The 12698-nt window shown below is 46.7% G+C and carries 14 protein-coding genes; 13 read left to right on the forward strand and 1 reads right to left on the reverse strand.

Annotated elements, in window-relative coordinates; all coding sequences use genetic code 11:
- The first annotated feature begins 36 nt into the window (after window positions 1-36).
- From KAI36_RS07090 to KAI36_RS07105, 4 genes are all read left to right on the forward strand, one after another.
- Window positions 37-702, forward strand: coding sequence for an HD domain-containing protein (locus KAI36_RS07090; protein ID WP_220027369.1), 666 nt, complete (start codon window positions 37-39; stop codon window positions 700-702).
- Window positions 703-872: 170 nt separating this feature from the next.
- On the forward strand, window positions 873-1934 hold the full coding sequence (locus tag KAI36_RS07095) for an SPFH domain-containing protein (RefSeq protein ID WP_220027370.1): 1062 nt from the start codon (window positions 873-875) through the stop codon (window positions 1932-1934).
- A complete protein-coding gene (locus KAI36_RS07100; RefSeq protein ID WP_220027371.1) occupies window positions 1931-2932 on the forward strand; it encodes an NAD(+)/NADH kinase in 1002 nt (333 codons plus the stop codon). Before KAI36_RS07095 ends, KAI36_RS07100 begins: the two co-directional genes overlap by 4 nt.
- Window positions 2933-3010: 78 nt before the next feature.
- Window positions 3011-3190 carry a hypothetical protein gene (locus tag KAI36_RS07105; protein ID WP_061829096.1) on the forward strand — a complete coding sequence of 60 codons (180 nt, stop codon included), beginning with the start codon at window positions 3011-3013 and terminating at the stop codon, window positions 3188-3190.
- A 76-nt stretch (window positions 3191-3266) separates the two neighbouring features.
- Here KAI36_RS07105 and KAI36_RS07110 read toward each other — a convergent pair whose 3' ends face one another.
- The gene (locus KAI36_RS07110; RefSeq protein WP_220028067.1) at window positions 3267-4358 is read right to left on the reverse strand and encodes a LuxR C-terminal-related transcriptional regulator; all 1092 of its coding nucleotides are present in this window, start codon (window positions 4356-4358) and stop codon (window positions 3267-3269) included.
- Window positions 4359-4531: 173 nt separating this feature from the next.
- Here KAI36_RS07110 and KAI36_RS07115 point away from each other — a divergent pair, with 173 nt between their 5' ends.
- The 9 genes from KAI36_RS07115 to KAI36_RS07155 all read left to right on the forward strand — a co-directional run bounded on the left by KAI36_RS07115 (window position 4532) and on the right by KAI36_RS07155 (window position 12673).
- Window positions 4532-5347, forward strand: a complete 816-nt coding sequence (locus tag KAI36_RS07115) for a class I SAM-dependent methyltransferase (RefSeq protein WP_220027372.1) — start codon at window positions 4532-4534, stop codon at window positions 5345-5347.
- Window positions 5334-6419, forward strand: coding sequence for a saccharopine dehydrogenase family protein (locus tag KAI36_RS07120; protein ID WP_220027373.1), 1086 nt, complete (start codon window positions 5334-5336; stop codon window positions 6417-6419). Before KAI36_RS07115 ends, KAI36_RS07120 begins: the two co-directional genes overlap by 14 nt.
- A gap of 242 nt (window positions 6420-6661) precedes the next feature.
- On the forward strand, window positions 6662-7060 hold the full coding sequence (locus tag KAI36_RS07125; protein ID WP_258382264.1) for an SMI1/KNR4 family protein: 399 nt from the start codon (window positions 6662-6664) through the stop codon (window positions 7058-7060).
- Between the two features lie 410 nt (window positions 7061-7470).
- Window positions 7471-8184, forward strand: a complete 714-nt coding sequence (locus KAI36_RS07130; protein ID WP_220027374.1) for an HAD family hydrolase — start codon at window positions 7471-7473, stop codon at window positions 8182-8184.
- A complete protein-coding gene (locus KAI36_RS07135; protein WP_220027375.1) occupies window positions 8181-8768 on the forward strand; it encodes a GNAT family N-acetyltransferase in 588 nt (195 codons plus the stop codon). Before KAI36_RS07130 ends, KAI36_RS07135 begins: the two co-directional genes overlap by 4 nt.
- A gap of 223 nt (window positions 8769-8991) precedes the next feature.
- Window positions 8992-9474 carry a ribosomal maturation YjgA family protein gene (locus KAI36_RS07140; protein ID WP_220027376.1) on the forward strand — a complete coding sequence of 161 codons (483 nt, stop codon included), beginning with the start codon at window positions 8992-8994 and terminating at the stop codon, window positions 9472-9474.
- A 60-nt stretch (window positions 9475-9534) separates the two neighbouring features.
- Window positions 9535-10746 carry a rhamnogalacturonan acetylesterase gene (locus KAI36_RS07145; protein ID WP_220028068.1) on the forward strand — a complete coding sequence of 404 codons (1212 nt, stop codon included), beginning with the start codon at window positions 9535-9537 and terminating at the stop codon, window positions 10744-10746.
- A gap of 115 nt (window positions 10747-10861) precedes the next feature.
- Window positions 10862-11806: a class I SAM-dependent methyltransferase gene (locus KAI36_RS07150; protein WP_220027377.1), complete on the forward strand. Its 945-nt coding sequence runs from the start codon at window positions 10862-10864 to the stop codon at window positions 11804-11806.
- A gap of 309 nt (window positions 11807-12115) precedes the next feature.
- The gene (locus tag KAI36_RS07155) at window positions 12116-12673 is read left to right on the forward strand and encodes a hypothetical protein (RefSeq protein ID WP_220027378.1); all 558 of its coding nucleotides are present in this window, start codon (window positions 12116-12118) and stop codon (window positions 12671-12673) included.
- Window positions 12674-12698 lie beyond the last annotated feature (25 nt).

The following is a 12698-nucleotide window of genomic DNA, read 5'->3' on the forward strand; positions in this document are numbered from 1 at the left end:
GCCATAGAAAGTATGGACGGAATTGAAAGGTGACATATGAAGAGACGAACGGAGCAACAGGAAGCGATTTTGGCAAATATTATTCAAAAGGCAGAGCCCTTTGTACAGCAGCAGTTGGAGCGTGATCATAGTGGTCACGATTGGTGGCATATAGACCGGGTGAGAAAGCTGTCCCTTAAAATTGCTGCCAAAGAGGGCGCAGATTCGTTTATTTGTGAACTGGCAGCACTGCTGCATGATGTAGCGGATGAAAAATTAAATGATTCCAAGCAAGCGGGCCTGGATAAAGTAGAGCAGTGGCTGCTTCTGCATGTAAGTGATCCAGATGTGATCACGCACGTGATGACTATTATAGCTACGATGTCCTACAATGGTGGACAAAACCCGCCTGTGCAAACGCTGGAAGGTCAAGTTGTGCAGGATGCAGATCGGTTGGATGCTCTCGGAGCAATTGGGATTGCAAGAACTTTTATGTATGCAGGCTCAAAAGGCAGTATGATGCATCATCCAGATAAAGACTTTTCACAGCATGAGTATCGTGCCGCAGGTAAAAGTGCCATATACCATTTTTACGAAAAGCTGCTAAAACTCAAGGATCTAATGAATACCGCTTATGCCCGAGAGCTGGCGGAGGCCCGGCATCAATGGATGGAGATGTACTTGGAGCAGTTTTATAGAGAATGGAATGTGGATGATAAATAAAGTGTTTCAATAAGGCTGTTTCCTCTAACCGAGCATATCGGAGGGGAAATGGCCTTTATTTTTTCATAAATGTCATATTGATATTATCGAAAATGTGTGTTATTTTATTGTTAATAACATAATGATAATAACAATATATTATAAACTACAATGAAAGCGGGGAAGCGGCTATGTTTGGATTTAATTTTGTTAAATTTCAGCCCAGTGAATATGTGATGAAGGTGAAAAACGGGAAGGTGGTTCGAGAGGGTATTGGATTATCTTTTTATTACTACGCCCCGACCACCTCGGTTGTTGTCGTGCCCGTCTCTTCCATTGATGCGCCGTTCATGTTTGAGGACATGACGAATGATTTTCAGGCGGTGACGGTGCAGGGGCAACTGACGTATCGAATTGTGGATTATCGGAGAACGACGCAGATTTTAAACTATACGTATGACTTGAAGGAACGACGCTACATTTCGGATGATCCGAGCAAGCTGGCCCAACGGGTGATTAACATCGCCAAGGTGCTTACCAAAAAGTATTTGGAGCGTGTCCCGCTCAAAGAAGCTGTTCAGTCCAGTGAACGTCTGGCCCAAAACATGACGAAGGATATTGCACAGCATACGGAAATGGAAAAGCTCGGCATTGAGGTTATGGGACTGTCGATTTTGGCGATTCTACCCAATAAAGAGACGATGAGAGCGCTGGAGGCTCAAGCGAGGGAAGAGATTCTTCGCAACGCGGATCATGCTTTGTATGAGCGTCGTAATGCATCTATTGAGCAAGAGCGGCGTGTGAAGGAAAACGAGCTGAACACTGAGATTGCAGTGGAGACGAAAAAGAAACAAATCCGCGAAACTCAACTCGATGCCGAGCGTTCTGTGAAGCAAAAGCAAAGCGAGATGAAAGAGGAGCAGCTACGATTTGACACGGCCTTGGAGGAGAAAAAACGTGAGCTGATTGAGCTGACCGTAACGAATAAAAAGGCAGAAGCCGATGCCAAGGCCTATGAGCTGACAGCAGTCATGAAATCGTTGCAGGATGTTGAGCCGAACGTACTTCAAGCTATGGCCAACATGGATATGAGCCCGGATAAGCTAATTGCGATTGCATTCCAGGAGCTTGCAGAAAATGCAGGCAAAATCGGTCAGCTGAATATTACGCCGGATCTGCTGCAAGGTCTCATGTCAGATACGGGAGCTAGCGGATCAGCAGGATCGAGAGGGTCTGGAGGAAGAACACGATGAGTAGCCGAATGACAGAGCAGAAGATCATTTTGGTGAAGCGTAAAACGCGACTGGAGGAACTGATTGTCCGATACAATACGGTGCAGCAGGCTCGCTTCTTTATGGAACGGTTGGGTGCGGATTTCAGTGATTATGTGCTGGAGGACGAAAATTACCGCAGGGCGGTGGCAACGGCAACGTCGGAGTTAACGGCCTTGGGTCGTGTTCAGATTGTGGAGCGAGAGCATGTGCCGAACTTTATTTTTGGTGAGCAGGATACAGTGGTGGTGCTGGGTCAGGATGGGCTGGTAGCCAACACGTTAAAATATTTGACCGAGCAGCCGCTTATCGGTGTGAATCCAGATCCATTGCGCTGGGACGGGGTATTGCTGCCGTTTACTGTTTCCGACCTGCGCTGGGTGGTGTCGGATGTGTTCGTGCACAGACGGCCAATTAAGGAAGTTACGCTGGCTAAGGCCCAATTAAATGATGGCCAATCCTTGTATGCTGTAAATGATTTGTTCATTGGGCGCAAAACTCATGTCTCCGCGAGATATGAGCTAAGGCTGGAGGATCAGGTAGAGCAACAATCATCCAGCGGCATTATCGTTTCAACCGGATTGGGAGCGACAGGCTGGCTGACCAGTGTACTGGCTGGAGCGGCCGGAATTGTCGGCAGTGCTACACGGCATCCAATTTCGCTGACCCCAGGCCAGCTGATGCCCGGTGTAGCTTTCACTCAGGAAGGGGTAGCAGACGTAACGAGTCATGATCATCGTGCAACCTGGAGTTCGCCATCGCTTTATTTTACGGTGAGAGAACCATTCCCCAGTCGAACGACTGCTGCGGATCTCGTGTTTGGTCAGGTAGCAGCCGAAAAACCGTTACGGATTGCATCGCAGATGCCGGAAAATGGAGTTATTTTCAGTGATGGAATAGAAAGCGACTTTCTGGAGTTTAATGCTGGCATTGAGGCGACCATTGGACCGGCGGAGAAAAAAGGGCATCTGGTCGTGTAGAGGTTTGTACAAGACGGCAATGGGTAATTATGAGTAAGGTACAACCATCAGATGAAATTAAAAAAAGGAGGAATCAACATGAGCGACCACACTCAAGACGAAGCGAAAATCCGCAACAAGAAGGACGAGGACGGAGATTCCTTGATGGAGAAAACGAAGCTGGAAAATGGCGTGGATATCGAGCCTGAGGCTGATGAATGGATTGCGAAGCCCTCACCAGTGTCATACGATGATACGAAATCCTCTTCGAAGAAATAAGGCTCTTGCGTCCCAATAGAGCAGTGATGCAAAGACAGATGATCCCTAATCGGGTCATCTGTCTTCTTTACATAGGTTAATTGAATCTAGAATATACCTTCCATACTAGCTCACGACGGCTGCTTACATCTGTTTTCAAGAAAATCGCTTTCAGATGATCCTGCACCGTGTAGGCAGTAATATGAAGTGCGCTGGCCAGCTCCTTGGTCGAAAAGCCCTGAACAATGAGTTGGACAATTTGTCTCTCTCGTTCTGACCATGAGTACACCTCGGCCATAAGCGGTAGCATGTCAGTTGCTTTAGCAGCCTCAAACCATACGGCTAGCTGCTTCTGGCCCGTATGCTCCTGTCCGCCTTGCAGAAGGCTGGCTCTGATGGTTACCCATGGGGTTCCTGCGTCTGCGGAGGGGATACATAGTCGGGCTGGTGCAGTGGCAGTGGATAGTGCTCGCAAGCATACCGCCCGGACAGGAGCCGGAAGGCTGTCTTCATGGATTCCCTCCTGCTGCCGAAGCAGCTGTAGCCACTGCTCTGCTACTGTATTGGACGAGATCGCTTCTAGCTTATCGGAAAGCATGAGAATCCCTGGCTCAAGTTCATTTTCCGTGATCATGGCAGGGGCTGGAGATAAACCGACACTGGCCTGACGCAGATGGTAGGCTATGGACGGCGCTAATGCTTCAAGCAGTTGTTGCTCTTCCTCGCTGAATACAGGCTTTCCATGATGACGGAACAACGTAAGAAATCCCCAACAGCTCCCTTTGTACATAAATGGAACACGTAGCTCATCCCCGAATCCGGCGGGTTGCAAAACATCTCTATATCGTGTGCTCCGATCCGGTTGGCCTTGTGTAGACCCATGTAGCGTCGCTACAGACTGTCCTTCTCGCACCAACTGATCATATTTCATCATATCGTCGTGCAGATATTCGTATTCCAGCAGTTTGTTATGAATGTCCTCCACACCCGACTCTGTAAATGCCCCCGTGGAAAGTAGCGTACGCGGATCTACTGAGGTGCAGCATGCCGCATCGAAAGCAATCTGAGTACGCAAGCGGTCGATTAGGGTGTGCTTGTACGTTAGGGATGAAGGTGCTTTTTTCCCCAGATCAATGATTTGCTGTCGGGCGTCCTTAAGCTGTGCAAATTGCGTGTAGTGTGCGTTCATCATTTACTCCTATCGTGAAAGCTGGAGATTCTCAAGCGCGCTTATTTAAATCCCACATTTATGGGATGGTGGATATTCGTATTGTCTTTATAATTGAGAATGATTCTTAATAAAATCTACAATAAACGAATGGTCTGAGAAGATCAAGGCTAAATGTTTGGAGGAAAGCACATATGAGACATACCCCTATTGGAAATACGGACTCAAACCAACCTATGAGCTGGAATCATCCGAATGTGCATAAGTACGCGGATACGATTGCTTTAAAAATACCTGGATATGCTCATTTGTATGAGATGACAGACTGTTTGATAACCGCACAGCTTGAGGCACAAGCTCATACTAGAAATATAGATCCAAATGTGCTAATTGTCGGTGCTGGAGGCGGTCAGGAATTGATAACACTCGGAGGGCGCCATGAAGCATGGTCCTTTACGGCAGTTGATCCCTCTGAGCACATGCTGGATTTGGCACGTAAGCGTGTGACACATGCGGGCATCAGTTCAAAAATATCGTTTGTTGCAGGTACGTTGGAAGAGTTGTCTGGAGAACAGCCTGAAGAACAGCACGAAAAGCACGGCGAAGAGTCATGCAGAGAACCGATCTATGACGCTGCTACCTGCCTGCTGGTGCTTCATTTTCTTCAGAGCTTGGAAAGTAAACAGGCATTGCTACGCCAGATATCCGCTCGACTCAAGCCGGGTGCACCTTTTTGTCTAGCTTCTATTAATGGGAATCCGCAGGAGCCTTCTTTTTCCCTCCAAATGCAGGCGTGGAAAGGTCATATGCTGAGTCAGGGCATTTCACTGGAGGATTGGGAACGATTCGCTGCTTCCATCGGTCGTGAGTCAAACCCGGTGTCCAATGCGGCAATACAGGAACTGTTGATAGATGCAGGCTTTACCCACATCACCCGGTATTATGGCGCTTTTTTAGTAAATGCATGGTTTGCGGTTAAAGAGGGAGAGACGACTTATGACAAAGGATAACATCATCATCATTGGCGGGTATGGCCATGTTGGAAAAATTATATGCACGGAGTTAAGTGAAATGTTTCCCGGCAAGGTATTTGCCGCAGGTCGTAGCCTGGAGCGGGCCACTGAATTTAGCCAACAATCGAATGGTAAGATACGGCCCTTGCAGCTTAATATTCATGAGCCGATGGACCCGTCGATATTAGAGCAAGCCAAGTTGGTGATCATGTGTCTGGATCAGGACAATACGGCCTTGGTACGTGCCTGTCTTCAACATGGGGTGCATTACATGGATATTACCGCGAATGCGGACTTTTTGAGTCAGGTGGAGCAGTGTCATCAGGAGGCCCGAGCTTATCAGGCCACAGCCCTATTAAGTGTAGGATTAGCTCCGGGGCTGACCAATCTGTTGGCACTGCAAGCGACACAGCTCATGGATCAGACGGATGAGTTGAATATATCTTTGATGCTGGGCTTGGGGGATCGACACGGTCAGGCTGCCATTGAGTGGACAGTAGATCAGATTCATGCCGATTTGGAGGTTATAGAACAGGGACGCCCTGTGACTCGAAAAAGCTTTACCGACGGAATAGTAGCAGACTTTGGTGCAGGAGTGGGTCGTCATCGGGCGTATCGATTTCCTTTTTCGGATCAGCAGACACTTCCTCGTACGCTCAAAGTTCCTACGGTTAGCACACGCCTTTGCTTCGATTCGCGCTTGACCACCCGGCTTCTGGCAGGGCTTCGAACGATAGGAGTATCAGGTTTACTCCGACAGAAAACTGTGCGTGATGCTGTAGTTCGCAGCTTTGGCAAGATACATCTAGGAGGGAATGCTGTAGCGGTCAAGGTAGATGCCCGAGGAACGCTCAATGGCAAGGAGACGAAGGTCGAATGTCGGCTGAGGGGGCACCATCAATCTGATTTAACCGCTAAGGCAACCGTCTTTGCAGCGCTCGCCCTGTACCGTTCAGAACTTCCATATGGTGTATTTCACATGGAGCAGGTTTTTTCGTGGAATCGCATGCAGGCTTGGATGGGGCAGCAAGTAGCCGTAGATATTCAGGTGAACGGACAGCAAGTATAGAAGTCATATATTATAATAAAGGACTCTCATATAATCCAAGCTTATTCAGCAATGTATTGCGGATAGGTCTTGGATTTCTTTTCCTATTGAATTACACTAGAAAGAAGTACATATTTTTGGAAAAGACCTAAGGGGATATTTTATGGAAGGCCCGCGCCGTGTTGGTGAAGTTGAAGTTACAAGCCTGGTAGGCCTCTTGACCAATCCGGTCAACTAGCTAGCTGCTGAGGAGTCGATAAGAGATGGATATCGCTTATATCATAGATTTATTACGTAAACACGATGTGACCTTAGCTCCAGGCTTATCCATGCAAGAGGTTACCGACGTCGAAGACAGGTATAATATTCACTTCCCGCCCGATTTGAGGGAGCTTCTGATGAGTGTTCTTCCCATCGGTAAAGGCTTTATCCCTTGGAGAGATACGTCACCACAGCGGATGGGTGTAATTCGACAAAGGTTGAATTGGCCGCTGGAAGGTATGATTTTTGATGTAGAGCAGCATATATTCTGGCCTCCCGAATGGGGCGAAAAACCGACAGATTCGGCGGAAGCCGTTGATATATGTAAACGTGATGTTTTTACGTGTGCCCAAGCTAATCCCGATCAACGGACATCGATATACCCCAGAGCAGCCATCTGAAGAAGGAAATCCGGTATTTTCAGTGTATCAAACGGATATTATCGTGTATGGGGAATGTTTGCAGGAGTATTTCAAGCTGGAATTTGGGGAGAAGCCTTATGAACAAATTGATTTTAATGCCGTAAAAAAAGTGCGTTTTTGGAGCAACTTGTGTGAGTGAGTGTCAGGAAGATGAATAAGTCGAAACGAAGGAAGGGGAGCATGATGTGAAGGTGGAGCAGGAGTTGGAAGAAATCAAAGAAAGGTTGAACCAGATCGAGACACAATTGGAACAAAAGTCGACCTCCAAGAGAATCTTGAAGTACATGATCATTATTTTCTTGTCTATTTTTTTTCTTTTATTTCTAATAGGAATTATTCAATTTGTTTCAACCTAATCGGTGCAAGAGGATGAAGGAAGGGAGCTATTTATGTCCATAGAAGCGATTATTTTTGATCTGGATAATACTCTTATTCATCGTAAACAGGCGTTTGCGGCATATACAGAGCGCTTTATAGAACGATTTATTGTGGCAGAAGAACCGGCGAACCGCGCGGCTGTCGTTGAACGGATACGTTTGGCGGATCAGGACGGATATCGGGATAAGAGGGAACTGTATACCGAGCTGCATGCAGACTTGGAACTGAAAAATCCCGATACGTCAGTAGAAGAGATGCTGGGCTTTTGGTATGGTGAATTTCATAAGTTTACGGTGTTGATGGACGGGGCTAAGGAAGTGTTGTCCGAACTGCGGTCGCGTGGCTTGAAGCTTGGTATTATTACCAACGGCTCACTCCGCACGCAGCAAGCGAAAATAGACCGAGTTATGCTGAGGGACTATGTGGATTCTATTATCGTATCGGGCGGCGTCAACATCCAGAAGCCTAATCCTCGAATTTTCGAGTTGGCTCTGAATGAGCTGGACATTGTCGACCCCGGCCATGCCTGTTATGTAGGCGATCACCCGACAAATGATATTCGTGGTGCACAAAGTGCAGGATTGCATACCATCTGGCTCGAAGGCTTTATGACGTGGCAGGAAACGGGCATTGTACCGGACTATCAGATTGGGAGTTTGCGTGAAATCACAAGTTGGCTGGATCGTCGCAGTTATTCAACGAATAAGGAGGAAGGAGCATCATGAGTATGGAGCAGCAACCGAATCCCATTCTCTTATCGTTCCCTGACCAATTCCAGACGGAACGATTGACCATACGCGCCCCGCAATGGGGGGATGGGGCGGCAGTCAATGAGGCGATGCGAGAGAGTGCGAATGAACTGCGGCCTTGGCTTCCGTTTGCAAGAAATCTTCCTACGGCAGAGGAATCTGAAATCCGTTCGCGCCAAGCCAGACTTAAATTTCTGGATCGGTCTGACATGATGTTGTATATATTTGATACGGCTTCGGGAGAATTTGTAGCCAGCAGCGGTTTGCATCGCATTGATTGGGATGCACGAAGATTTGAAATTGGGTATTGGCTCAGAACATCATGGACCGGAAAAGGCATTATAACAGAGGCGGTGCACGGTATTACGGATTTTGCCATACAGCATTTGCATGCCAATCGGGTGGAGATTCGTTGTGATTCCAGAAACACGCGCAGCGCCAAGGTAGCGGAACGTGCAGGTTTTACACTGGAGGGGATTTTAAGAAACGTCGAGTATGATGAAGAGGGAAGCATGGTACACCAAATGGTTTTTGCCAAGGTGCGTGGTATTGAATTTTAGTATCCTCACACGAACAGTTTGGAAGTTGCTGATACGTTTGTACGATATTACGGAGGCTTATTATGATTAATTATATTATGAAAAATACAGACAAGCTGGTGTGCATACAATATGACATCAGCAAAAGGTTCAGCAATCTTGCAAGCGCTATCCAAGAGAGGATGCTTTACGAATTTCCAGTAGCTTGGCGGAGATGTCCCAGCATTAGGACAGGTGATTTAGCATGAGGAGCGTTCGTAAGAGCGTCATCAGGAAGGCCAATCGGGAAATAAAGGCGGAATTCCGCTGGAAGGCTCGCGCTGCGTACCTAATTGCTGTGCTGGTCACGATTTTGTTGGGTTTGGGAAGCCGGGTTTACTCCTCCCGTTTGCCTGAATTCGTTGCTGATCACTTTGGGGATGCCTTGTGGGCGTGCATGATTTATTTTGGGCTGAGAATGTTGTGGGTGAATCGTCAATTGTCTGTAGCCCTGTGGGGCAGCTTGCTGTTTTGCTTCGCCATTGAGTTCAGCCAGATGTACCAGGCTCCCTGGATTAACCACATTCGGGCAACGACGCTGGGCGGCTTGGTACTTGGGAAAGGGTTTCTGACCGCGGATCTGATCAGGTACACAGTTGGCATTGTGGTATCCTGGGGGCTGGACCAAGGCTGTCAAAAGCTGGCGGGGATCAATACACGTATAGACAATGACAAACCACTCAAATAACCTGAAAAGCGAGGGTTGCGCTTGAAACAAAAGGGAAAGCGTCACAGGTTGTTCGGTAAGATGATTGGATTATGCGCAGGATTCAGCTTGTTGTTTGCAACCATACTTATCCCAGGGCAGGCACTGGCCGAAAGACAACTTGCGGCGCCTCTTCGATTTGACTTTGGCCCTGGGAACGTAGCTGACGGCTACACCCAAGTCACTGCCAAGGATGCTTACACGCCTGAGCGAGGCTATGGATTTACCGATCTTTCCAAAGTGAATGAAGAGGATCGTGGTGGAAGTGATGCTATACGCTCAGATTTTGTTCGTGTTCAAGGATCATCATTTGTTGTCAATTTACCACCTGCGGATTACACGCTTTCCCTGATTGCCGGAGATACTGCCGGAAACACAGACATTACGGTTAAAGCCGAGTCCATCGTCAAGGTAGAACCTACTGCCAAAACAGCAGGACAATTTGTCGAGGCTGGATTTGAACTTGCACTCATCGACGGTCAGCTCGAATTGTATTTCTCAGGTAATGAAGCGAAGATTAACGCTTTGGTTATTACTCCAAAGGATGCTCGAACGGCTGGAGAACACCCTTCGGTATACCTTGCGGGAGATTCTACGGTTCAAACCTATAAATCCGCGATGAAGCCTCAGGCGGGCTGGGGGCAAAAGATTGCTCCGTTCTTCACAGATGAGCCTATTTTTGTGAACCGTTCTATTGGTGGACGAAGCACGAAAACCTTTCTGGTACAAGGGCGGTTAGATGATATTTTACGCAATATCCGTCCAGGAGATTATCTGCTCATACAGTTTGGACATAATGATGCCGCGATCAACAACCAAGAGCGTTATGTTTCACCCGCGGATTACAAAGTTTACTTAAAAACCTACATCCAAGGAGCCATCCAACGCGGTGCAACACCTGTGCTAATTACTCCTGTTGGTCGCCGGGATTATGATGCGGCAAGTGCCTCGTTTCGGATTAGTTTCCCGGAATATGTGCAGGCCATGAAGGAAACGGCATCGGAGACAGATGTTGCGCTGGTCGATCTTAGCCGCTTGAGTGTAGCGTACTATGATACACTTGGTCTGGAAGGAACACTCCCGTTATTTTTACATTTGGAGCCAGGGGTGTATCCTGCATTTCCTGATGGAGTGAAGGATGATACACATTTTCAGGAATACGGTGCGGAGCAAATAGCTCGGCTGGTAGCTCAGGGGATCCGTGAGCTGAATATTCCTTTATCCTCTTATGTACAGGCGGAGGATTCGCAATAAAACACGATTTCCATAGCCATGGTATACTTAGTAAATAAGCTGGTCCTACCCAAAGATAACATTTTTTAGGCTTGGGTAGGGCTTTAATGTTCTGGATCTTAAGGAGGAAGCGAGAATGGCAGTCGCTCAACTTCATAATCTTATTAACGGTCAACTCCTGTACAATCAGCATCGGAGTTTATTTTATATGCGTGAGGGTTCTGTTCTGTTAGGACCTTCATCAGAAATGACGTACTGGCTGACGCAGAGAAGCTCGGAACTGATCCTCATGCTTCAAAGCTTGAAGCGCCAGCAGACGTATAACGCTTTTGTGAAGGATGTAGCGGCTAAAATACTGTCCCAGTTTGTAAATACCAATCAGTATCTACATTTTCACACAGATCATGTGAGGGAGCTTACGGAGCTGTATGATCGACTCTTCACCCGGATTGAAAAACTGTTCCAGAAGAAATTTATAGATAGAGCAACCCTGGACTTGCTGCTCCAGCAACATTACGGGCATTTGAGAGATTTTTTAACTCGTACCAACGGACGTGAAATGTTTGCTAAGTATGCAGAGTGTGAGTATACCTTTTGGATACCTTGTGAGGAATATACGCCGGAGTTGCAAGCCAATCTGCTAGGATTGGACATTGCTCGTGTGCAAGAGCCTGTTCTAGACGTTGGTTGCGGATCTGAGGCACGGTTGGTTACTTATTTACGTGCTTGTGGAATTGAGGCTTACGGAACAGATCGGTTGGCTGAAACAGAAGGTTGTATCACTCGAGGAGATTGGTTAGAGACCACCTTTGGAGAAAGTGCATGGGGGACGATCGTTTCACATATGGCATTCTCCAATCATTTTATACATCATCATCTGAAGGCAGATGGTAATATTCATGAGTACGCTCGCAAATATATGGAATTGCTTAGAGCCATTCGGCCAGGAGGGAGTTTTATTTACAGTCCGTGCCTTCCATTTATGGAAGAGCTTTTGGATGCTCGAATGGGTTATCAAGTAGAGTATATCCAGTCATCTGAAGGTTACAGGGCCACGAAAATAACGCGTATTCATTCATAAGCGCGAGTAGTAGTCCATTCATTTGTCAGATTCATTCTTGGAATGGTAGTATAAGGATAGATATTACTCTATTTGGGATTCTGTTAATGATAGAGATTCTCATGACGCTAATTTGACACCATTATAGGATGATCATTAGCAGCATGGCTGCACTGAATAATAATGATTAGCTTACGGATAACGGAATTTTCAGGAAAGATTAAATCATATTTTCCTAAAAGCCGATATATGGGAATGAGGCGAGAACATACTGTTATTATACCCGCCCGAAAATGGAAGTATATAATTTGGGTTAGGAGAGTAGAAGAAGTGTCAGATCTGTATACGAAAAAAGAAGTAGAAGATTATGTAACGAACGTGGTTTTCGAACGACCTTTAGGTGTAAGCATTTCAGCCATTTTATTGATCTTTAATGGAGCACTTCTGTTGGTGACCCAGCTATTGACGCTTAATGCATTAAATGAGGCTTCTACGTTAGTAGGCATTTGTAGGGGCATGTTTCAAGGATTTATCGCGTTACTCGGTTTGGCAGGGACGACTGCCGGTGTCGGTATGTTATTTGGTAAGAAGTGGGCTTGGTGGCTGGCAGTATTTTATTTTACATATGAGACCATGCGTTATACGTGTGCAATTCTGTTTATACCGGATGTCCCTCCAACGTTGGGCGGTGTACAGCTAAACCCTGCTCTATACTACGTAAAATATGGTATGCGTATTATTTGGAATTTGTTGTTTACATTGTTCATGTGTCGTAGTAAAGTGACAGGTTTTTTTCAAACAAGTGAAATCAACAAGTGGAGAGCATGTATTGTATTATTCTTCATAAATGGAGTGATGGTTGGGGTTGGCTGGTGGCTGATAAGATAGGTTCTTCGATGTGAAGGAGGAGATG

It is taken from the genome of Paenibacillus sp. S02, assembly GCF_019454065.1.
Lineage (GTDB): Bacteria > Bacillota > Bacilli > Paenibacillales > Paenibacillaceae > Paenibacillus > Paenibacillus polymyxa_B.

What these genes read in the sequence shown, in the direction of transcription:
- KAI36_RS07125 (WP_258382264.1), top strand. Translation starts at nt 6,662, where the DNA reads ATGGATATCGCTTATATCATAGATTTATTACGTAAACACGATGTGACC.
- KAI36_RS07100 (WP_220027371.1), top strand. Translation starts at nt 1,931, where the DNA reads ATGAGTAGCCGAATGACAGAGCAGAAGATCATTTTGGTGAAGCGTAAA.
- KAI36_RS07135 (WP_220027375.1), top strand. Translation starts at nt 8,181, where the DNA reads ATGAGTATGGAGCAGCAACCGAATCCCATTCTCTTATCGTTCCCTGAC.
- KAI36_RS07130 (WP_220027374.1), top strand. Translation starts at nt 7,471, where the DNA reads ATGTCCATAGAAGCGATTATTTTTGATCTGGATAATACTCTTATTCAT.
- KAI36_RS07140 (WP_220027376.1), top strand. Translation starts at nt 8,992, where the DNA reads ATGAGGAGCGTTCGTAAGAGCGTCATCAGGAAGGCCAATCGGGAAATA.
- KAI36_RS07105 (WP_061829096.1), top strand. Translation starts at nt 3,011, where the DNA reads ATGAGCGACCACACTCAAGACGAAGCGAAAATCCGCAACAAGAAGGAC.
- KAI36_RS07095 (WP_220027370.1), top strand. Translation starts at nt 873, where the DNA reads ATGTTTGGATTTAATTTTGTTAAATTTCAGCCCAGTGAATATGTGATG.
- KAI36_RS07120 (WP_220027373.1), top strand. Translation starts at nt 5,334, where the DNA reads ATGACAAAGGATAACATCATCATCATTGGCGGGTATGGCCATGTTGGA.
- KAI36_RS07090 (WP_220027369.1), top strand. Translation starts at nt 37, where the DNA reads ATGAAGAGACGAACGGAGCAACAGGAAGCGATTTTGGCAAATATTATT.
- KAI36_RS07115 (WP_220027372.1), top strand. Translation starts at nt 4,532, where the DNA reads ATGAGACATACCCCTATTGGAAATACGGACTCAAACCAACCTATGAGC.
- KAI36_RS07150 (WP_220027377.1), top strand. Translation starts at nt 10,862, where the DNA reads ATGGCAGTCGCTCAACTTCATAATCTTATTAACGGTCAACTCCTGTAC.
- KAI36_RS07110 (WP_220028067.1), bottom strand. Translation starts at nt 4,358, where the DNA reads ATGAACGCACACTACACGCAATTTGCACAGCTTAAGGACGCCCGACAG.
- KAI36_RS07145 (WP_220028068.1), top strand. Translation starts at nt 9,535, where the DNA reads ATGATTGGATTATGCGCAGGATTCAGCTTGTTGTTTGCAACCATACTT.